This window comes from Pantoea sp. JK, assembly GCF_026130245.1.
In the GTDB taxonomy this organism is placed as follows: Bacteria; Pseudomonadota; Gammaproteobacteria; order Enterobacterales; family Enterobacteriaceae; genus Pantoea; species Pantoea trifolii.
The window spans coordinates 100,632-119,109 of the sequence record NZ_JAINFN010000003.1 but is presented as its reverse complement, the minus strand read 5'-3'; the positions used below and the strand labels follow the sequence as shown (position 1 = coordinate 119,109).

21 protein-coding genes and 1 other RNA gene are annotated in these 18,478 nt (G+C 55.9%); 14 read left to right on the top strand and 8 right to left on the bottom strand.

Annotation, left to right across the window (positions count from 1 at the left end; genetic code table 11):
* Positions 1 to 16: 16 nt before the first annotated feature.
* The 3 genes from PanJK_RS08065 to uxaC are packed head-to-tail and all read right to left on the bottom strand — an operon-like array spanning position 17 to position 4,378.
* A complete protein-coding gene (locus PanJK_RS08065) occupies positions 17 to 1,507 on the bottom strand; it encodes a UxaA family hydrolase (protein ID WP_265298758.1) in 1,491 nt (496 codons plus the stop codon).
* A 4-nt stretch (positions 1,508 to 1,511) separates the two neighbouring features.
* Positions 1,512 to 2,960 (bottom strand): tagaturonate reductase, encoded by a 1,449-nt coding sequence (locus PanJK_RS08060; RefSeq protein ID WP_265299467.1) that lies wholly within the window; start codon positions 2,958 to 2,960, stop codon positions 1,512 to 1,514.
* A gap of 2 nt (positions 2,961 to 2,962) precedes the next feature.
* Positions 2,963 to 4,378 carry a glucuronate isomerase gene (uxaC, locus tag PanJK_RS08055; protein ID WP_265298755.1) on the bottom strand — a complete coding sequence of 472 codons (1,416 nt, stop codon included), beginning with the start codon at positions 4,376 to 4,378 and terminating at the stop codon, positions 2,963 to 2,965.
* Between the two features lie 373 nt (positions 4,379 to 4,751).
* On the opposite strand from uxaC, the gene PanJK_RS08050 reads away from it, so the two are divergent.
* The 10 genes from PanJK_RS08050 to PanJK_RS08005 all read left to right on the top strand — a co-directional run bounded on the left by PanJK_RS08050 (position 4,752) and on the right by PanJK_RS08005 (position 11,536).
* Positions 4,752 to 6,053, top strand: a complete 1,302-nt coding sequence (locus PanJK_RS08050) for an MFS transporter (protein WP_256697551.1) — start codon at positions 4,752 to 4,754, stop codon at positions 6,051 to 6,053.
* 88 nt (positions 6,054 to 6,141) lie between these two features.
* Positions 6,142 to 6,915: a transcriptional regulator ExuR gene (exuR, locus tag PanJK_RS08045; RefSeq protein ID WP_265298752.1), complete on the top strand. Its 774-nt coding sequence runs from the start codon at positions 6,142 to 6,144 to the stop codon at positions 6,913 to 6,915.
* A gap of 335 nt (positions 6,916 to 7,250) precedes the next feature.
* Positions 7,251 to 7,928, top strand: a complete 678-nt coding sequence (locus tag PanJK_RS08040) for a DedA family protein (RefSeq protein ID WP_265298750.1) — start codon at positions 7,251 to 7,253, stop codon at positions 7,926 to 7,928.
* Entirely contained in the window at positions 7,925 to 8,293 is a 369-nt protein-coding gene (mzrA, locus tag PanJK_RS08035; protein WP_256697553.1) for an EnvZ/OmpR regulon moderator MzrA, read from the top strand. The genes PanJK_RS08040 and mzrA overlap by 4 nt, the downstream gene beginning before the upstream one ends.
* Before the next feature lie 175 nt (positions 8,294 to 8,468).
* The gene (locus PanJK_RS08030) at positions 8,469 to 8,840 is read left to right on the top strand and encodes a DUF1090 domain-containing protein (protein ID WP_139221405.1); all 372 of its coding nucleotides are present in this window, start codon (positions 8,469 to 8,471) and stop codon (positions 8,838 to 8,840) included.
* Positions 8,841 to 8,875: 35 nt separating this feature from the next.
* Positions 8,876 to 9,181 carry a DUF883 family protein gene (locus PanJK_RS08025; RefSeq protein WP_007890363.1) on the top strand — a complete coding sequence of 102 codons (306 nt, stop codon included), beginning with the start codon at positions 8,876 to 8,878 and terminating at the stop codon, positions 9,179 to 9,181.
* A gap of 2 nt (positions 9,182 to 9,183) precedes the next feature.
* The gene (locus PanJK_RS08020; protein ID WP_192236531.1) at positions 9,184 to 9,582 is read left to right on the top strand and encodes a phage holin family protein; all 399 of its coding nucleotides are present in this window, start codon (positions 9,184 to 9,186) and stop codon (positions 9,580 to 9,582) included.
* A complete protein-coding gene (locus PanJK_RS08015) occupies positions 9,579 to 9,863 on the top strand; it encodes a YqjK-like family protein (RefSeq protein ID WP_256697554.1) in 285 nt (94 codons plus the stop codon). Before PanJK_RS08020 ends, PanJK_RS08015 begins: the two co-directional genes overlap by 4 nt.
* Before the next feature lie 207 nt (positions 9,864 to 10,070).
* The gene (locus tag PanJK_RS08010) at positions 10,071 to 10,481 is read left to right on the top strand and encodes a DoxX family protein (protein WP_064738422.1); all 411 of its coding nucleotides are present in this window, start codon (positions 10,071 to 10,073) and stop codon (positions 10,479 to 10,481) included.
* Between the two features lie 80 nt (positions 10,482 to 10,561).
* Complete coding sequence (locus PanJK_RS08005; RefSeq protein ID WP_265298737.1) at positions 10,562 to 11,536, top strand: glutathione S-transferase family protein; 975 nt, start codon at positions 10,562 to 10,564, stop codon at positions 11,534 to 11,536.
* 33 nt (positions 11,537 to 11,569) lie between these two features.
* On the opposite strand, the gene mdtI is transcribed toward PanJK_RS08005, so the two are convergent.
* The 4 genes from mdtI to rsmI form a co-directional block, all read right to left on the bottom strand.
* Positions 11,570 to 11,899: a multidrug/spermidine efflux SMR transporter subunit MdtI gene (mdtI, locus tag PanJK_RS08000; RefSeq protein WP_265298735.1), complete on the bottom strand. Its 330-nt coding sequence runs from the start codon at positions 11,897 to 11,899 to the stop codon at positions 11,570 to 11,572.
* A complete protein-coding gene (gene mdtJ, locus PanJK_RS07995) occupies positions 11,886 to 12,236 on the bottom strand; it encodes a multidrug/spermidine efflux SMR transporter subunit MdtJ (protein WP_061720162.1) in 351 nt (116 codons plus the stop codon). The genes mdtI and mdtJ overlap by 14 nt, the downstream gene beginning before the upstream one ends.
* A 521-nt stretch (positions 12,237 to 12,757) precedes the next feature.
* An RNA gene (gene rnpB / locus PanJK_RS07990) (RNase P RNA component class A) lies at positions 12,758 to 13,136 on the bottom strand.
* A gap of 33 nt (positions 13,137 to 13,169) precedes the next feature.
* Entirely contained in the window at positions 13,170 to 14,033 is an 864-nt protein-coding gene (gene rsmI, locus PanJK_RS07985) for a 16S rRNA (cytidine(1402)-2'-O)-methyltransferase (RefSeq protein ID WP_265298730.1), read from the bottom strand.
* Positions 14,034 to 14,095: 62 nt separating this feature from the next.
* On the opposite strand from rsmI, the gene PanJK_RS07980 reads away from it, so the two are divergent.
* The 4 genes from PanJK_RS07980 to dolP are packed head-to-tail and all read left to right on the top strand — an operon-like array spanning position 14,096 to position 17,656.
* On the top strand, positions 14,096 to 16,114 hold the full coding sequence (locus PanJK_RS07980; RefSeq protein ID WP_265298728.1) for a penicillin-binding protein activator: 2,019 nt from the start codon (positions 14,096 to 14,098) through the stop codon (positions 16,112 to 16,114).
* Positions 16,072 to 16,467: a YraN family protein gene (locus tag PanJK_RS07975; protein WP_265298726.1), complete on the top strand. Its 396-nt coding sequence runs from the start codon at positions 16,072 to 16,074 to the stop codon at positions 16,465 to 16,467. Before PanJK_RS07980 ends, PanJK_RS07975 begins: the two co-directional genes overlap by 43 nt.
* A gap of 14 nt (positions 16,468 to 16,481) precedes the next feature.
* Positions 16,482 to 17,069, top strand: a complete 588-nt coding sequence (diaA, locus tag PanJK_RS07970) for a DnaA initiator-associating protein DiaA (protein ID WP_007890352.1) — start codon at positions 16,482 to 16,484, stop codon at positions 17,067 to 17,069.
* A gap of 14 nt (positions 17,070 to 17,083) precedes the next feature.
* Positions 17,084 to 17,656: a division/outer membrane stress-associated lipid-binding lipoprotein gene (dolP, locus tag PanJK_RS07965; RefSeq protein ID WP_008103536.1), complete on the top strand. Its 573-nt coding sequence runs from the start codon at positions 17,084 to 17,086 to the stop codon at positions 17,654 to 17,656.
* A gap of 54 nt (positions 17,657 to 17,710) precedes the next feature.
* Here dolP and PanJK_RS07960 read toward each other — a convergent pair whose 3' ends face one another.
* Positions 17,711 to 18,412 carry a pirin family protein gene (locus PanJK_RS07960; protein WP_265298719.1) on the bottom strand — a complete coding sequence of 234 codons (702 nt, stop codon included), beginning with the start codon at positions 18,410 to 18,412 and terminating at the stop codon, positions 17,711 to 17,713.
* Positions 18,413 to 18,478: the final 66 nt, after the last annotated feature.

The following is an 18,478-nucleotide window of genomic DNA, read 5'->3' as shown; positions in this document are numbered from 1 at the left end:
TCATGGCGACCTGGTTCTACAACGTCACTCCGCTTTTAAAGATGGCTAACTCGCGGAAATCATTGGTTTCATTGCGCGCCGGTTGGCCATTGGCAATCGCCACAATCATATCGACGAAGTCCTCCAGCATCTCCGCCATACTCATCCCTTCAATCAAACGTCCGGCATTAAAATCGATCCAGTGCGGCTTCTTCTCGGCGAGCTGCGTATTGGTGGCGATTTTCACCGTCGGCACAAAACCGCCATACGGCGTGCCGCGTCCGGTGGTGAACAGCACCATATGACAGCCCGCACCCGCCAGCGCGCTGGTGGCCACCGCATCGTTGCCAGGCGCACTTAACAGATTGAGTCCCGGCGTATGCAAGCGCTCACCGTACTTCAGCACATCCACCACCTGGCTTTGTCCGGCCTTCTGCGTGCAGCCAAGCGACTTCTCTTCCAGCGTAGTGATGCCGCCGGCTTTGTTACCGGGTGAGGGATTCTCGTAGATCGGCTGCTGATGATCGATAAAGTAGCGCTTGAAGTCGTTAATCATCGCCACGGTTTTTTCAAAGGTGGCTTCATCGCGACAGCGGCTCATCAGGATACGCTCCGCGCCAAACATCTCTGGCACTTCGGTCAGCACGGTGGTGCCGCCGTTGGCAATCATCTGGTCGGAGAAACAGCCCAGCATGGGATTGGCGGTGATGCCGGAAAAACCATCCGAACCGCCGCACTCCAGACCAAACTTCAGCTCGCTAAGTTTGCCCGGTTGACGCTGATCTTCGCGCATGGCGCGATAGAGTTCGTGCAGGCGTTCCAGCCCCGCTTCCACTTCATCATTCTGCTTCTGACACTCCATGAACTGCACGCGATCGCTATCGAAACCACCAAGCGTTTCACGGAACACATCGACCTGATTGTTCTCGCAGCCGAGGCCAATCACCAGCACCGCGCCGGCATTGGGATGGCGCACCATATTTTGCAGCATGGTGCGGGTGTTTTCATGATCCTGTCCAAGCTGCGAACAGCCAAACGGATGGCTGAACAGATGCACGCCATCAATGCCTTCAGCGTCATTGGTCTCTTTCATAAAGCGCGTCAGGATTTGCCGTGCGATGCCGTTAACACAGCCGACGGTGGGCAGAATCCATAACTCATTACGGATGCCCACTTCACCGCTGGTGCGGCGATAGATCTGCACGTCACGGTCGCCTACTTGCGGCGGCAATTCGAGAAAATCGGGTTGATAGTCGTACTCATCCACGTCGCTCAAATTGGTGCGCGCATTGCTGGAGTGGATGATCTCGCCGGCCGCAATCGGCTGAGTGGCGTGCGCGATGGGCAAACCGTATTTGATCACCAGCGCGTCAGTGATTAAAGGCTGCAACGCAAATTTATGGCCGCGCCCAACCTCCTGCTGCAAGGTGATCGTCTGTTGATTGATTTCGACCTGGGTATTGGCTGGCAAATCGCGCAACGCCACAGCAACGTTGTCGCGTGAATGTATTCTAATGGCATCTTGCATAGCGTTATCTCAGTTGTGTCAACGCCGTCCGCATCCCGTGGACGATGATGTTTTGCAGGTGCTGGCTGACCGCAGCGACTAATCCGGGCCGCTGCGTGAGATCTTCGCCCCAGTGATTGGCATCGCTGAGTACCGCGCGCACCAACTGTTCTGGAGTCTGTTGATCGTTATTTACCGCTGGCCACAGTTCAGCAAAACGCTGCAGCCAGTGATCGTCGTCCTGCAGCGGCCAGTGACGCTCGCCCTCTGCACCGCGATAAAAGGCCAGCAGTGCGGCAAAGGAGAAAGTCAGGCGCACCGGCCATTGCCCGTTTTGCTGCTGCGACATCAGCAGTTGCGGCAGCAAACGGGTGCGGAATTTGGTCATACCGTTGAGAGCGATGGAGAGCAACGCATGGCGAATAAAGGGATTGCGGAAGCGACGCTGCACCGCGTCGGCAAAGGCGTGCAGCTCATCGCGCGGCAGATCCAGCGTGGGGATCACCTCGTCGCGCAGCAGCGCATCGACAAAACCGGCCATCTGCGCGTCATCCATCGCTTCTCCCACGCTCTCCAGCCCGGCCTGAAACGCCACCGGCACCAGCGCGGTGTGTGCGCCGTTGAGGATCGCTACCTTTTGCGCTTTGTACGGCGTGATGTCGTCCACCAGCTTCACTTCTGGCGCCAGCGCGTGCAGCTGCAGCTCCTGCGCCAGTGCGTCCGGCCCCTGAATCACAAACTGGTAATAGACTTCGCCCGCCACCAGATAACGATCTTCGTAGCCCAGTGAAGCTTCGATCGCCGCGCTATCCGCCGGATAACCAGTGACAATACGATCCACCAGCGTGTTGTAGAACGCGCAGTGATCCTGTACCCAGCGGGCAAACGCCGGCGGCAGCTGCCAATGCTGGCTGTAGCGCAGCAACAGCTCACGCAGCGTGTCGCCGTTGTAATCGATCAGTTCACAGGGCACCACCAGCCAGCCTTTATCACTGGCGCCGGCAAAATGGTTGAAGCGCGCCCACAGCAGCTGCGTCAGCTTGCCGGGGAAGGACGAGGCGGGCGTATCGTCCAGCCGATCCTGCTCTGCGAAGGCAATGCCCGCTTCCGTGGTATTGGAGAAGACAAAACGCATTTGTGGCGCGCGTGCCAGCGCGAGAAATTCGTCAAACTGTTGATACGGCTGGATTTCACGATTCACGCTGCGGATCAGGCGGGGTTCACTCACCTGCTCGCCCGCCGTGTTTAGCCCGCGAATCAGCGTGGTGTACAAGCCATCTTGCTGATTGAGTGTCTCTTCCACCACGCGATTGCGTGGCCGCACCACCACCACGCCCGCATCAGTGTCTTGATGCTGATTGAGCCAGTCGAGCTGCCAGTCGATGAAGGCGCGCAGGAAATTGCCTTCACCAAACTGGATAACCCGTTCGCTATAGTGCGCGCCGGGAAAGTCGTGACGGTTGAGTCGCTTCATCATCAGGCTCCCAGCTCAATGCCGAAGTAATCGCGCGCATTGTTGAAACTGATGTTCTGTACCATCTGCCCTAACAACGCTTCGTCGGCAGGCGCTTCGCCCCGCTCAACCCAGTTGCCGATCATCTGGCACAACAGACGACGGAAATATTCGTGGCGCGTGTAGGAGAGGAAGCTGCGGCTGTCGGTCAGCATGCCGACAAAGCGGCTCAGCAGGCCGATTTGCGCCAGTTGCGTCATCTGGCGCTGCATGCCATCCAGCTGATCGTTAAACCACCACGCCGAACCAAACTGCATTTTGCCAGGTTCGCCTTCACCCTGGAAATTGCCCGCCATGGTCGCCAGTACTTCGTTGTCGCGCGGGTTGAGGCAGTAAAGGATGGTTTTTGGCAGCGCGTTGTTGCGGTTCTGCGCATCCAACAGGCGCGCCAGCGGAATCGCCAGCGGCGCATCATTAATCGAATCGAAGCCAACATCCGGGCCGAGGATATCAAACTGGCGACGATTGGCGTTGCGCAGCGCACCAATGTGATATTGCTGCGCCCAGCCACGGCGCGCATATTCGCTGCCGAGCCACACCAGCACGGCGGTTTTGAATTGAGCCGTCTCTTCGGCGGAAGGCGCTGCGCCTTGCAGTCGACGCGCCAGAATGCCGTCGAGCGTGGCGTCATCCGCTTCCGCAAACAGCACCACATCCAACGCGTGATCAGAGATTTTGCAGCCATGCGCGGCGAAATGATCGAGTCGCTGGCTTAAGGCGCGACGCAAATCGTCAAAGCGCAGCACGCTGACATCCGCCACCTGCTCTAAGCGCTGAATCCATGGCAGGAAGCTCTCCAGCTCAATATTGAAGGCCTTGTCCGGACGCCAGCTCGGCAGCACTTTGACGTCAAAGCTGCTGTCCTGCGCCAGCTTACGGTGATGCTGCAAGTCGTCGAGCGGATCGTCGGTGGTGCCGACCATTTTCACCTTCATCTGCTGCATGATGCCGCGCGCGCTGAAGGCGTCCTGCGCCAGCAGTTCATTGCACTGCAGCCAGATACGTTCCGCGCTCTGTTCGTTCAACAGCACATCGGTAATGCCAAAAGGTCGGCGTAATTCGAGGTGCGTCCAGTGATAGAGCGGATTGCCGATGGTATGCGGCACGGTGCGCGCCCAGGCATTAAATTTCTCACGGTCGCTGGCATCGCCGGTACACAACGCTTCCGGCACGCCGTTAGCGCGCATCGCACGCCATTTGTAGTGATCGCCTTTCAGCCAGATGTCATAGAGGTTGGTGAAGCGGTAATTATCGGCAATCTGCTGCGGCGGCAAGTGACAGTGATAGTCGAAAATCGGCTGGTCTTTGGCGTAGTCATGGTACAGACGACGGGCGAACTCGGTGTCGAGTAGAAAATCCTCACTCATAAAACGCGACATACCTGCTTCCTCATTTTGTAGCCAGGTGGCTTTTAACTAAAAGTTATCATACCAATTTAGACGAACGGCAAAATTGTTTGCGATCCGACTCACAATAATGACAGTTTCACTGTGGGTATATGGACGATTCTGTTGCGGATATTGCGCTAAATAGCTGTTTTAACGATCTTTCGTCCTTACACACATGAGCCGCAAGGTTTGTGTGATGGCATTCAACTTTTGAAGCTGTATAACAAGTTAACCTCTCGCTCCGTTGCTAACGGGATTAATGGCACAGGCAAGGAACTGCGGGAGTGATCAGCACTGTTCACATCTTCCCGCTCCAGATAACTACAGCGGTAAAACCGCAACGACAGACTGGACGAGGTTAATAATGCGTAAGATCAAAGGGCTACGCTGGTACATGATTGGGCTGGTGACGCTGGGCACGGTGCTCGGCTACCTGACGCGCAACACCATTGCCGTTGCGGCGCCCACGCTGGAAACGCAGTTGGGTATCACCACGCAACAATATTCCTATATCGTCGCCGCCTACTCGGCGTGCTACACCATCATGCAGCCGGTGGCCGGTTATGTGCTGGACATGCTCGGCACCAAAATCGGTTATGCGGTGTTTGCCGTGCTGTGGGCGATCTTCTGTGCCGCAACCGCGATGGCGGGCAGCTGGGGCGGCTTTGCGCTGGCGCGCGGTGCGGTTGGCGCCGCCGAAGCAGCGATGATTCCGGCAGGCCTGAAAGCCAGTAGCGAATGGTTCCCCGCCAAAGAGCGTTCGGTGGCGGTGGGCTATTTCAATGTAGGATCGTCGATTGGCGCGATGCTGGCCCCGCCGCTGGTGGTGTGGGCGATCGTGGCGCACAGCTGGCAAATGGCGTTCATTATTACCGGCGTGCTGAGCATGGTGTGGGCCATCTGCTGGCTGGTGTTTTACAAACATCCCAAACAGCAAACCAAGCTGAGTGATGAGGAGCGTCACTACATCATTGCCGGCCAGGAACTGCAGCATCAAACCGGTAATAACAAGAAGATGTCGGCGCGCCAGATCCTGCGCAATCGTCAGTTCTGGGGCATTGCGCTGCCGCGTTTCCTCGCCGAACCGGCGTGGGGAACCTTTAACGCGTGGATTCCGCTGTTTATGTTCAAGGTATACGGCTTCAACCTGAAAGAGATCGCCATGTTTGCCTGGATGCCGATGCTGTTCGCCGATCTCGGCTGTATTGTCGGTGGCTACTTGCCGCCGCTGTTCCAGCGCTGGTTTGGCGTCAATCTTATCGTCTCGCGCAAACTGGTGGTCACCATGGGCGCGGTTTTGATGATTGCGCCAGGCACCATCGGTTTGTTCACCAGTCCGTATGTCGCGATTGGGCTGCTGTGCGTCGGCGGGTTTGCCCATCAGGCGCTTTCTGGCGCGCTGATCACACTCTCTTCGGATGTGTTTGGCCGTAACGAAGTGGCTACCGCCAATGGCTTAACCGGCATGGCGGCCTGGACGGCGAGCACCATGTTTGCGTTGGTGGTTGGTGCGCTGGCGGATACGCTGGGCTTCAGCCCGCTGTTCGCGGCGCTGGCGGTGTTTGATCTGTTAGGCGCGGTGGTTATCTGGACGGTCCTGAAAAACCAGCCGGTTTCAGAACTCGACGATCGGTCAGCGGTGCAGTCCGCTGCGGTACGCACCTAAGCTCATCGGGCTGGCATCGGCCAGCCCATTTCCTCTGTGCGGCTGAAGTGGTATAACAACTCAACTTTCTCCCACAGCGGACCGCGCAATGGACCTGACCGAATCACGACGCCTCTATCAACAGCTCGCCAGCGAACTCAAACGCCGCATTGAAGCCGCCGATTACCGGGTTGGCGACAAATTGCCTGCTGAACGTCTGATTGCGGAAGAGATGCAGGTGAGCCGTACCGTGGTGCGTGAAGCGATCATCATGCTAGAAGTGGAAGGTTACGTGGAGGTGCGGAAAGGTTCCGGCATTCACGTCATCAGCAGCCAGCAGCAGAACCGCGTGGTGACGTCCAGCCTGCTGGAGTTCGCCAATTTCGGTCCCTTCGAGTTACTACAGGCGCGCCAGCTGATTGAAAGCAACGTGGCTGAGTTTGCCGCTACACAGGTAACGCGTCAGGACATCGTGGCATTAATGGGGATCCAGGAGAAAGCGCGTCAGGAAGATCATTCGCGCGATTCTGCGTGGGATATGGAGTTTCACGTGCGCATCGCGCAATCAACGCAGAACAGCGCTTTAGCGGCGATTGTCAAGAAGATGTGGCTACATCGTCTGCACAATCCTTACTGGCTAAAGCTGCACGAACACATTGATGCCAAAAATATCACTAGCTGGTGTGACGATCACGACCAGATCCTCAAAGCTCTAATCCGCAAGGATCCCGCCGCCAGTAAGCTAGCAATGTGGCAACATCTGGAAAATACTAAGCAGATGCTGTTTAACGCCACCACCGACGATTTTGAGTTTAACGTCGACCGTTACATGTTTGCTGAAAATCCGGTCATCCTGCCTGAAGGTAGCGAAAACCCACGCTAATCCTGCTTATTTTTCAGCCGTTTTGTTGCCGAAAAAGTCAGTTAGTCTGCAATAGTGTCAGCTCATGTAAAGCTCCTTTGGACCACCTGCGTCTAAAGGTAAAACTCCTGTGCGGCAGGCACTTTCCCCTGTCTGGATAACGTTATTTTTGTTACAGTTATCGCCCTTTTATTACCCTTTGCGACAGGGCTTTTATAAAGTCGCTGATTTAACAATCAATTCTGGAAGGATCCGGAAACTCCTGCTCAGGCTGCTTATCTAAAATGTATAACCAACGCCAGTCTGCGCCTAAGCCCCTCACGGGCACGTTTAACAATGATGTTCAGGAATGATTGATGGATATTTTGCAAGCATTGCTGCATGCCTTATGGCAGCAGGATTACGAAATGCTCTCCGACCCGACGCTGGTTTGGGCCATTTATGGCGTGCTGTTCATGATTCTGTTTCTGGAAAATGGACTGCTGCCCGCCGCGTTTTTGCCCGGCGATAGTTTACTGATTCTGGTGGGTGTGCTGATTGCTAAAGGCACCATGGGTTTCCCGCTGACACTGCTAATTCTGACCACCGGTGCCAGCCTTGGCTGCTGGGTAAGCTACATTCAGGGCCGCTGGCTGGGTAATACGCCTACCGTGCAAAAATGGTTATCGCACCTGCCTGCGCAATATCATCAACGCGCCCACCGACTGTTCCATCGCCATGGCTTGTCAGCATTGCTGGTGGGTCGCTTTATTGCCTTCGTCCGCACCTTGCTCCCGACCATCGCTGGGCTTTCTGGCCTGAGTAATGCGCGCTTTCAGTTCTTCAACTGGGTCAGCGGCTTCCTGTGGGTGCTGATTCTTACCGTGCTGGGCTTCGCGCTGGGCAAAACGCCGATTTTCCGTCGTTACGAAGATGAGCTGATGTTGTGCCTGATGCTGCTGCCACTGGTGCTGCTGGTAATTGGTTTGATCGGTTCTTTAGTGGTGATTTGGCGCAAACGTCAGTCGACGCGTAACGGGAATTCACAGTCATGATCAAATTCCGTGGATTCCCAAGGCGTTTCCTGCCTTGGGCGCTGGGTGGCGCGTTGGCGCTGCTGGCGATCTGTTTCGTTCCGACCCTGATGCAGCATGAAACCGTGGTGCAGATTCGTGTCGCCAACAGCGGCACCAATCTGCCCGATGGTTTTTATCTCTATCAGCAACTTTCCGCGCAGGGCGTGCGTATCAAAAGTATTACGCCTTCAGGCGATGCGCTGGTGATTCATTTTGAGAATGAAGAACAGAGCCTGGCGGCGCAGAAAGTGTTGAAGCGCCTGTTGCCACAAGGCTTTGTTGTTGCCGCTGGCCCGCAGGCCTCGCAGCAATATCCTGACGCCAGTCGCCCAACTTTTAGCTAAATTTCACCGCCTGACGTCAAGTCAGGCGGTGAGCTAATCCCCCGCTATCCCCGCGTCTTCTTTGAATTTTTTCGTCTGCTGTCTATCCTTAGAGATAGCGTAAGCCTAAGACATGCTGGGAAGCCTCTCTTGTCTACTCTCAGACAGGTCATCAACAATGGAAGGTCACAACCTGATGAAACATCAATTACTGCTAGGTGCTATTCTTTTTTCACTCTCGGGTTCGCTGCTGGCGGCTGAATCGCTCTGCCAACAAAAAGAGCAGGACATTCAGCGCGAGATCGATATGGCGAAACAGCACGACAACCAGCGCCGCGTTACCGGGCTGGAGCGCGCATTGACCGAAGTCCGCGCAGGCTGCACCGATGAGAAGCTGAAATCCGCACACAGTGAACGTATCGCTGATCAGAAGCACAAAATCGCCGAACGTGAGCGTGAGCTGAAAGAAGAGCGTCAGGATGGCGACAAGGACAAAATTGAGAAGCGCGAACGTAAGCTGGAAGAGGCGCAGCACGAACTGAAAAAGCTTGAAGCTGAACCTTATTAATCGGACTTAACTAAATGCTGTAAAAGGAGATTTCCATGGCTAAAGAAACAACATCTGAACATCTGCGCGCTGAATTGAAAAATCTGGCTGATACTCTGGAAGAAGTGCTGAGCAGCTCAGCAGATAAATCCAAAGGCGAGCTGGATAAGTTGCGTCATAAAGCGCGCGGCGCTATTGAAAGCTCCCGTGAACGTCTCGGCGATTCCGGCGAACGTATTGCACAAACCACGCGTGAAGCGGCGGAAAAAGCCGACGAATACGTACGCGATAATCCGTGGCACGGCGTAGGTATTGGTGCAGCGGTAGGTATTCTCATCGGCATTTTAATTTCACGGCGTTAATGATGAGTGATAGTCAGCAAAGCCACGGCCCCGGCAAAGGGGTCTTTAACATCGGTCAACGGGTCGTTACCACGCTGGTTAGCATGGTCGAGACGCGCGTCCGACTGGCGATTGTGGAACTGGAAGAGGAAAAGGCTAACCTGATTCAGATGCTGATGATGGTGGGCCTTACCATGCTGTTTACCGCTTTCGGTCTGATGAGCCTGATGGTATTGATCATCTGGGCGGTGGATGCACAATATCGCCTAATGGCGATTGCCATTACCACAGCGGTGCTATTTGCTCTGGCGCTGATCTTTGGTTTGTGGACATTGTACAAATCGCGCCAGTCAACGTTGTTGCGCCATACGCGTAAAGAACTGGACACCGATCGCAAACTGCTGGAGGAGCATCGCTCATGAGCCGCCGCGAACGTGAAGCACGCATTCACGAATTGCTCAATCAGGTGCAGCAGCAGCGGCTTGATCTCAGCGCCGACAGCCGCGACTGGCTGATTAGCACCGCGCAATACGATCGCGGCTGGTTAACCATCATTGGCATGCGTCGTTATCTGGCGATTGGCAGCAGTGCATTGGCCATCTGGTCGATTCGCAGCCCCAATCGCCTGCTGCGCTGGGCCAAACGTGGTTTCGGCGTCTGGAGCACCTGGCGCATGATCAAATCAACCCTGAATACTCGCTAATTCCTCTCTCTAAAACCGGATCTAGTCGATTCGGTTTCGCCCTCCTCAAATTTACTGAATAACATTGACAGTTTATCTCGCTTACAACTCTTTCAACCTGCGATTATCATCTCCCTCCATCAGCCCACTGAACTGAAACAACCGGTTCAAGGGGATTCAAAACCCGCAGGCCAACAACCTGCAACAAAAACCTTGTTGGAGTAGATGATGAAAAAATTCGAAGACTCAGGCCTGCTGGTAGCACGCGTATTAATGACCATTCTGTTTATCACCGCAGGCTGGGGCAAAATCACTGGCTACGCCGGTACCGCACAATACATGCAGGCGATGGGCGTCCCAGGCTTCCTGCTGCCGCTGGTTATTCTGCTGGAGTTCGGCGGCGGTCTGGCGATTCTGTTCGGTTTCCTGACGCGCTTTACCGCCCTGTTCACCGCTGGCTTTACTCTGCTGACCGCGTTCCTGTTTCACAGCAACTTCGCGGAAGGTGTTAACCAGCTGATGTTCATGAAAAACCTCTCCATCGCCGGTGGCTTCCTGGTGTTGGGTCTGGTAGGTCCAGGCGCTTACAGCATTGACCGTCTGATTCGTCAGCGCGTTCAGCCAGCGGCTGCACGCTAAGCAGCACAAGCGTTAGAGAACACATATACTGAATTGCAGGGGCGGGGATTTTCCTCGCCCCTTTTTATTATGGAGGGCTTATGGGACAGCTGATTGATGGTGTCTGGCACGACACCTGGTACGATACGAAGTCAACCGGTGGCCGCTTCAAACGCACAGAAGCCGTCTGGCGCAACTGGGTTACCGCCGATGGCAGCGCCGGTCCAACCGGCAAAGCGGGCTTCGCTGCTGAGCGTGATCGCTATCATCTTTACGTCTCGCTTGCCTGCCCGTGGGCGCATCGCACGCTGTTGATGCTTAAGCTCAAGGGATTAGAAGAGATGATTTCAGTTTCGGTGGTGCATCCGCTGATGCTGGAGAACGGCTGGACCTTTGACGCCAGTTTCCCTGACGCCACCGGCGACGCGCTGTATCAAAAAGAGTTTCTTTATCAGATCTATCTGCACGCCGATGCACACTACTCCGGCCGCGTGACCGTGCCGGTGCTGTGGGATAAAACCCAGCAAACCATCGTCAGCAATGAATCCGCCGACATCATGCGCATGCTTAACAGCGCGTTCGATGCGCAAGGTGCCCGTGCGGGTGACTATTATCCGGCGGCGCTGCGCGACAAAATTGATGAAGTGAACAGCTGGGTGTACGACACGGTCAACAATGGCGTATATAAAAGCGGTTTTGCCACTTCGCAGGCGGCGTACGATGAATCGGTAACGGCGCTGATCCATTCGTTAGCGCGTCTCGAACAGATTCTCGGCCAACACCGTTATCTCACAGGCGACCAACTGACCGAAGCGGATTTACGCTTGTGGACCACGCTGGTGCGCTTCGATCCGGTCTACGTCACCCACTTCAAGTGCGATCGTCACCGCATCAGTGATTACCGCAATCTGAACGGCTTCCTGCGCGACATCTATCAAATGCCGGGCATCGCCGACACGGTCAATTTGCCGCACATCCGCCATCACTACTATTGCAGCCACAAAACCATCAACCCAAGCGGCGTGATTTCGCTGGGCCCAGCATTTGACTGGGATGAGCCACACGGCCGGGGTTGATGCTCTTACCCTCTCCCAAGTGGAGAGGGAACCTTAGGCGAACTTAATCAGCACCATACCGAGCAACAACAATCCCACGCCCAGCCAGCCAACCCGACTCAACCGCTGACCAAACAGAATCCAGCCCGCCGCCACGGTGGCAACCAATCCCAGCCCACCCCACAATGCGTAGGCTACCGTTAAATCAATGCCTTTCACCGCCTGCGCCAGCGCGCTGAACGCTGCCAGCACCGCCACCAGCGATAACACGCCAAACAATGGGCGGCGGAAACCGTTGGAGTATTTCAGGAAGATATTGGCGACAATCTCCAGGCCAATGGCCAGCGCCAGCCACGCGATATGTAGCCCGTTAAACGTTGCCATGACGCAGCTCCTTGCGACTCAGCGTGCCTGATTTGATCAGCACAATGCCGAGGATCAGCGTCAGCAGGCCAGCGACTTTAACGGCGGATAAGGCTTCATCGAACAACAGCACGCTAAACAGCGTAATAAACAGAATGCCAATGCCTTCCCACATGGCATACGCCACGCCAAGGGCAATCCGCTTGATGGCGAAGGATAAACAAATATAAGACAGCGCGATCATCACCAGCATAAAAATATAGCCGGCGTTGCCACCGTTTACGCTGGCCCATTTCATTGAGACGGTGCCAATAATTTCCGCAGCGATCGCCAGCGCTAATAAAATCCAATACAGCATGATTTCTCTCCTGAACGAGAAATAAACGCCACCCACGCGAAAATAAGCGTGTTAGCAAAGTTAAATTAAAAAGTCAGAATAGGAGAGAACGGAACTAAAGCGCGAAGCGCCAGTGCTGATCGCAGATTGAGCAGTTTGATTCGAAGAGAGAGGAAGAGAGTGAAGCCTTATTTAGCGCGAACATTTTGTCCATAAAATTACAACTTATCCACGTTGTTGCTTCTCGTCAGTGTGGATTAAATTTGTCCTCAGTAGTTAAACACGCGCTTATTCTGGCATAGCGGCAATAATGTTTTTCAGGGATTTTCATTTCTTTACGTGGGAGGGTTTAATTAATTATGTGCGGGTTGATGCCCTCACCCTAGCCCTCTCCCAAAGGGAGGGGGGAACAGTCCGCTGCGATTTGGCGTATCGCTCGATCGGTCCCTTCTCCCGCCTGCGGGAGAAGGTTAGGATGAGGGCCAGCGCGCACCTGGCCCCAGAAAACACAAAACCCGCCGAAGCGGGTTTGTGTTTAAAAAAGTCGAAACTGACCGATAAGCCGGGTTCTGTCGTGGACAGTCATTCATCTAGGCCAGCAATCGCTCACTGGCTCAAGCAGCCTACCCGGGTTCAGTACGGGCCGTACCTTGTGAACCCCTATTTGGCCTTGCTCCGGGTGGAGTTTACCGTGCCACGAACTGTTGCCAGCCGCGCGGTGCGCTCTTACCGCACCCTTTCACCCTTACCTGATCCCATTACTGGGCCATCGGCGGTTTGCTCTCTGTTGCACTGGTCGTAGGCTTGCGCCCCCCAGGCGTTACCTGGCACCCTGCCCTATGGAGCCCGGACTTTCCTCCCCTTTGCCCGTCTCCCCTCGAAAGAGGACGACGACAAAGCGGCGACTGTCTAGTCAGCTTCGGCGCGGGATAATAGGCGATCTGGCAGCGTTTGTCACGCCTCTTGCTGCTCCAGCGCGTACTTATAAAGCGCGTTCTTCTTCACAGCATGAATTTCCGCCGTCAGCGCAGCGGCTTTCTTCAATGGCAGCTCTTTTTGCAGCAATGCCAACGTACGCAGCGCCTCCGCTGGCAACGCTTCTTCATCGGCTTTATGGCCTTCAACGATCAGCACCATTTCGCCTTTGCGACGGTTTTCATCTTCCAGCACCCACGCCAGCAGTTCGCCGACCGGCGCGCCCTGAATAGATTCCCACGTTTTGGTGATCTCACGCGCCAGCACCACATAGCGCTCGCCGCCCCACACGCTGACCATATCTTGCAGGCTATCGATCAGGCGATGGGTCGATTCATAGAAAATCAGCGTACGCGGCTCTTCACCCAGCGCACGCAGCACATCGCAACGTCCTTTGCTTTTGGCCGGTAGAAACCCTTCGTAACAGAAACGATCGGACGGTAACCCCGCCGCGCTTAATGCTGTAATCGCCGCGCAAGCGCCTGGCAACGGCACCACGCGCACGCCTGCTTCCCGGCAGCGACGCACCAAATGGTAGCCGGGATCGTTGATTAACGGCGTGCCGGCATCGGAGACCAGTGCGATGCTCTGGCCCTCTTGCAGCTTGGCTAGCAGCACCTCAGCTTTCTGCTGTTCGTTGTGGTCGTGAAGTGCGAAGAGTCGCGCATTGATGGCGAAATGTTGTAGCAACAGCCCGGTATGACGTGTATCTTCCGCTGCGACTAGATCGACGCTTGAGAGCACCGTCAACGCTCGTTGAGTGATATCACCCAGGTTACCGATCGGGGTAGGAACGATATAGAGCGTGCTGGCAGAAATCTCTGCCCGATCGAGTTGTTTCATTGTTTCATCCGAATTGCCGATTTAATATTGAGCATCTTGAAAAAAACATCACTGGATACAGTATGCTTCCTTCAAAAGTCGTACGTCATAAAGCAGGACGCTTAGTACCTGTTCTTCTCGCTGGGCTGATTTTATCCGCCTGTAGTGGTCAGGGACCGCAACAAACCTCTAACGTCAATATTCAGGGTCCTGCGACTGGCCGGTCTGACTATTATCTGCAACAGGTGCAGCAAAGCAGCGATGATAGCAAGACCGACTGGCAATTACTTGCCATCCGTGCCCTGTTGAAGGAAGGAAAGTATCCGCAGGCAGCGAATCAGCTTAATCAGCTGCCGCAGCAGTTAAGCGATGTGCAACAGCAAGAACTGCTGCTGCTGCGCGCGCAGATGCAGATTGGTCAGCAGAATTACAGCGGTGCACAACAACAGCTTGGTCAGGTGAAAGTCGGTGACCTGTCGCAGGATCAGCAGGTGCGCTACTACGCGTTGCAAATCGCAGCGGCGCAGAATCGCCCTTCACTCCCACTGCTGCGTGCCTATATTGCGCAGGAGCCGCTGCTGAAAGGCGCCGATCACCAAAGCAATATCGATGCAACCTGGCAAGCGCTGACGCAGATGACGCAGGATCAGATCAACAGTCTGGTGATCAATGCTGACGAAAATACGCTGCAAGGCTGGTTGGATCTGCTGAATACCTGGCGTGCAAACAGCCAGGATCCACAAATGTTGAAAGCGGCGATTCAGGACTGGCAGACGCGCTATCCGCAGAACCCAGGCGCGAAGACGCTGCCAACGCAGCTCAGCCAGGTGCAAAACTTCACTAAAGCGTCGACCAGCACCATCGCGCTGCTGCTGCCGCTTAACGGCCAGGCGCAGGTGTTTGCTAACGCGATTCAAAAAGGTTTCAACGATGCGCGCAATGGCGTGCTCAACGCGCCGGCACCGCAAGCCGCGTCAGCGCCTGCTGCAGCCGATGCCAGCGCACAGCCGCCAGCCGACGCCAATAGCGTTGTCAGCCCCGCCGTTGCCAGTAACACACCACCGCAAACCGAGCAGCCACAGCCAGCCGCACAACCGGCCGCGGCACAGGGCAACAGCAATGCGCAGGTAAAAGTGTATGACACCAGCAGTCAGCCGATTGCGCAGGTGATGCAGCAGGCTCAGCAAGATGGCGCTACGCTGGTGGTCGGCCCGCTCCTAAAAAATGACGTTGAAACCGTCGTTAATAGCAACACTCCGCTGAACGTGCTGGCGCTGAACGAACCCGAACAGATCCAGAACCATCCGAATATTTGTTACTTTGCGCTTTCTCCTGAAGACGAAGCGCGCGATGCCGCGCACCATATCTACGAACAAGGCAAACGCCAGCCGTTGTTGCTGGTGCCGCGCAGCAGCTATGGCGACCGTATTAGCAAAGCGTTCGCGCAAGAGTGGCAAACGCTGGGTGGTTCAACCGTACTGCAGCAGCGTTTTGGCGGCGTTGGCGAACTGAAGCAAGGCATCAACAGCGGTGCCGGTATCGCGTTAAGCGGCACGCCGCTGAACGTTGAGCCTGCGCAATCGCAGAGCGTGGCGATGGCGGGCCTTACGATTCCTGCGCCGCAAACCAGCGCACCGGCACCAGCGGCCGATGCCAGCAGCGGTAACGTGGATGCAGTGTACATTGTCGCTAGCCAGGATGAGCTGCAGCTGATCAAGCCGATGATTGCGATGCGTACCAGCAGCCGCAACAACACCGCGCTGTACGCCAGTTCGCGCAGTGCGCAGGCGGGCGCAGGTCCTGACTTCCGTCTGGAGATGGATGGCCTGCAGTTCAGCGATATCCCGCTGTTGTCCGGTAGCAATCCGGGCCTGATGCAGCAGGCGGCGAAGTCGTTTAACAACGATTATTCGCTGGTTCGCCTCTACGCGATGGGCATTGATGCCTGGACGCTGGCGAATCACTTTAACCAGATGCGTCAGGTGCCTGGCTTTGCCATTGATGGCAACACCGGCAAGCTGAACGCCGACACGGATTGCGTGATCAACAGGAAGTTGGCATGGAACCAGTATCGTCAGGGACAGATCGTTCCGGTGCAGTAAACCGCCAGCGCATTGGCGCTGAGCAGGAACAACTGGCGCGCCGCTATCTGGAGCGCGCCGGGCTGCAGTGGTTCGCCAGCAATGTACGCTGTCGCAGCGGAGAAATTGACCTGATTATGCGCGACGCCGATTGCTGGGTATTTGTTGAAGTGCGCTATCGACGCGATGCGCGCTACGGCGGTGCCGCCGCCAGCGTAACGCGCCAGAAACAACAAAAGCTGCTGCGTGCCGCCGCACTCTGGTTGCTGGCGCGTGGCGGCAGTTTTGATACGGTGAATTGCCGTTTTGACATCATTGCCATTACCGGGCGTGAGCTGGAGTGGCTGCCCAATGCCTTTAATGCCGATGGATAGAACCAGGTGGTCTTGTGCAGGACAGAATTAAAGCGTGTTTTACCGAGAGTATTCAGACCCAAATCGCTGCTGCCGAAGCGCTGCCCGATGCGATTTCCCGCGCCGCGATGACGCTGGTGCAGTCGCTGCTGAACGGTAACAAAATCCTTAGCTGCGGTAACGGTGCGTCGTCGGCGAATGCCCAGCATTTTGCCGCCAGCATGATTAACCGTTTCGAGACGGAGCGCCCTAGCCTGCCTGCGCTGGCGCTGAGCGCAGATAATGTGATGCTGACGGCGATTGGTAACGATCGTCTGCACGATGAAATTTACGCCAAGCAGGTTCGAGCGCTTGGTCAGGCTGGTGATGTGCTGCTGGCCATTTCCACCCGTGGCAACACCCGCGATATCGTCAAAGCGGTTGAAGCTGCGGTTACCCGCGATATGACCATCGTTGCGTTAACCGGCCACGACGGCGGTGAGCTGGCGGGCCTGCTCGGTCCGCATGATGTGGAAATTCGCATTCCATCACATCGCAGTGCGCGCATTCAGGAAATGCACATGTTGACGCTGAACTGCCTGTGCGATTTGATTGATAACACTTTATTCCCACACCAGGAATGACTGAAGGAGCTCAAATGAAAGCATTGAACGCTGTCGCCATTCTCTTAACCGCCATGCTGCTGCAAGGCTGTGTTGCCGTGGTTGCCGGCGGCGCTGCCGTCGCCACCAAAACCGCCACTGACCCGCGCACCGTGGGCACGCAGGTCGATGACGGCACGCTGGAGCTGCGCGTATCGAACGCACTGGCCAAAGATGAACAAATCAAAAACCAGGCGCGCGTGGTTGTCACCGCCTATCAGGGCAAAGTGCTGCTGACCGGCCAGTCGCCAACCCCAGATCTGGCGAGCCGTGCCAAACAGATCGCCATGGGCGTTGACGGTGCCACCGAGGTGTATAACGAAATCCGTAGCGGACAGAAAGTCAGCCTCGGCACCTCGTCATCCGATACCTGGATCACCACCAAAATCCGCTCGCAGCTGCTGGGCAGCGATCAGGTGAAATCCTCGAACGTCAAAGTGACCACCGAAAACGGAGAAGTGTTCCTGTTAGGTCTGGTCACTGCAGAAGAAGCGAAAGCGGCGGCCGATGTTGCCAGCCGTGTGAGCGGTGTGAAGCACGTGACTACCGCCTTCACCATTCTCAAGTAAGCGTTACCGCAACGTATCAGGGCGACTTCGGTCGCCCTTTTTTGTGGGTGAGGGTTAGGCGGGAAGGTCAATCACCAGCGCGCGCAGCGGCGTTCTGGCCTGCAGGCTAATCTGGCTCTCATCGCTGAGGAACGCGCCGTCGCCGCAGCTCAGCGGCTGCTGATTGGCACTGCTGGCCTGCACATCCAAAGAACCATGGATCGATTGCAGATAAGCGCGCGGCCCGTGCAATTTCACCGTGTACTGCTCGCCCGGCGCTAACGTCACCTGATGCACCCAAACCTGCTGGCGCAGTTGCAAGCTGCCCTGCGCGCCATCGGGCGAGGCGATCAGCACGCTGGTTTGCTGCGGCAAATCGCGCTTCTGCAACAGCGGATTTTCACGCTCCGGGCAGGCGGCCAGCCACAGCTGCATGCGGGTTAACGGGCGGTCTTTGCTGATGTTGATTTCGCTATAATTCACGCCCTGACGCGCAGAGAGCAGCATCGCCTCGCCTTCGCGTGCCACCAGATGATTGCCTTCGCTGTCGCGATACTCGGCTTCACCTTGCAGCACCAGATTCAGCACATCGACCTGCGGATAGCTGCGCGGCTGGAACGCCGCGCCCGGTGCCAGAATTTCCTGGTTGAGCACGCGCAGTGACGCGTAGCCCATTAATTTTGGATCGAAATAGTGGCCAAATGAGAAGCTGTAGCGCGCCTGCAACCAACCGAAATCGGCCTGGCCACATGCGGACGCGCAGCGGGTTGTCATCATGATAATCCTCCGACGCGCTGCGGTGAGATTCGACCGCAGGCTTGATGGGATCATGGTAAAAGTCTG

Excerpts from the sequence above, each read along its gene's own strand:
- PanJK_RS08005 (WP_265298737.1), top strand. The coding sequence starts at position 10,562 with ATGGGACAGCTGATTGATGGTGTCTGGCACGACACCTGGTACGATACG.
- PanJK_RS08020 (WP_192236531.1), top strand. The coding sequence starts at position 9,184 with ATGAGTGATAGTCAGCAAAGCCACGGCCCCGGCAAAGGGGTCTTTAAC.
- PanJK_RS07975 (WP_265298726.1), top strand. The coding sequence starts at position 16,072 with ATGGAACCAGTATCGTCAGGGACAGATCGTTCCGGTGCAGTAAACCGC.
- mzrA (WP_256697553.1), top strand. The coding sequence starts at position 7,925 with ATGATCAAATTCCGTGGATTCCCAAGGCGTTTCCTGCCTTGGGCGCTG.
- PanJK_RS08030 (WP_139221405.1), top strand. The coding sequence starts at position 8,469 with ATGAAACATCAATTACTGCTAGGTGCTATTCTTTTTTCACTCTCGGGT.
- PanJK_RS08025 (WP_007890363.1), top strand. The coding sequence starts at position 8,876 with ATGGCTAAAGAAACAACATCTGAACATCTGCGCGCTGAATTGAAAAAT.
- PanJK_RS08050 (WP_256697551.1), top strand. The coding sequence starts at position 4,752 with ATGCGTAAGATCAAAGGGCTACGCTGGTACATGATTGGGCTGGTGACG.
- dolP (WP_008103536.1), top strand. The coding sequence starts at position 17,084 with ATGAAAGCATTGAACGCTGTCGCCATTCTCTTAACCGCCATGCTGCTG.
- PanJK_RS07960 (WP_265298719.1), bottom strand. The coding sequence starts at position 18,412 with ATGATGACAACCCGCTGCGCGTCCGCATGTGGCCAGGCCGATTTCGGT.
- uxaC (WP_265298755.1), bottom strand. The coding sequence starts at position 4,378 with ATGTCGCGTTTTATGAGTGAGGATTTTCTACTCGACACCGAGTTCGCC.
- mdtI (WP_265298735.1), bottom strand. The coding sequence starts at position 11,899 with ATGGCAACGTTTAACGGGCTACATATCGCGTGGCTGGCGCTGGCCATT.
- rsmI (WP_265298730.1), bottom strand. The coding sequence starts at position 14,033 with ATGAAACAACTCGATCGGGCAGAGATTTCTGCCAGCACGCTCTATATC.
- exuR (WP_265298752.1), top strand. The coding sequence starts at position 6,142 with ATGGACCTGACCGAATCACGACGCCTCTATCAACAGCTCGCCAGCGAA.
- PanJK_RS07980 (WP_265298728.1), top strand. The coding sequence starts at position 14,096 with ATGCTTCCTTCAAAAGTCGTACGTCATAAAGCAGGACGCTTAGTACCT.
- mdtJ (WP_061720162.1), bottom strand. The coding sequence starts at position 12,236 with ATGCTGTATTGGATTTTATTAGCGCTGGCGATCGCTGCGGAAATTATT.
- PanJK_RS08015 (WP_256697554.1), top strand. The coding sequence starts at position 9,579 with ATGAGCCGCCGCGAACGTGAAGCACGCATTCACGAATTGCTCAATCAG.
- PanJK_RS08040 (WP_265298750.1), top strand. The coding sequence starts at position 7,251 with ATGGATATTTTGCAAGCATTGCTGCATGCCTTATGGCAGCAGGATTAC.
- PanJK_RS08010 (WP_064738422.1), top strand. The coding sequence starts at position 10,071 with ATGAAAAAATTCGAAGACTCAGGCCTGCTGGTAGCACGCGTATTAATG.
- PanJK_RS08060 (WP_265299467.1), bottom strand. The coding sequence starts at position 2,960 with ATGAAGCGACTCAACCGTCACGACTTTCCCGGCGCGCACTATAGCGAA.
- PanJK_RS08065 (WP_265298758.1), bottom strand. The coding sequence starts at position 1,507 with ATGCAAGATGCCATTAGAATACATTCACGCGACAACGTTGCTGTGGCG.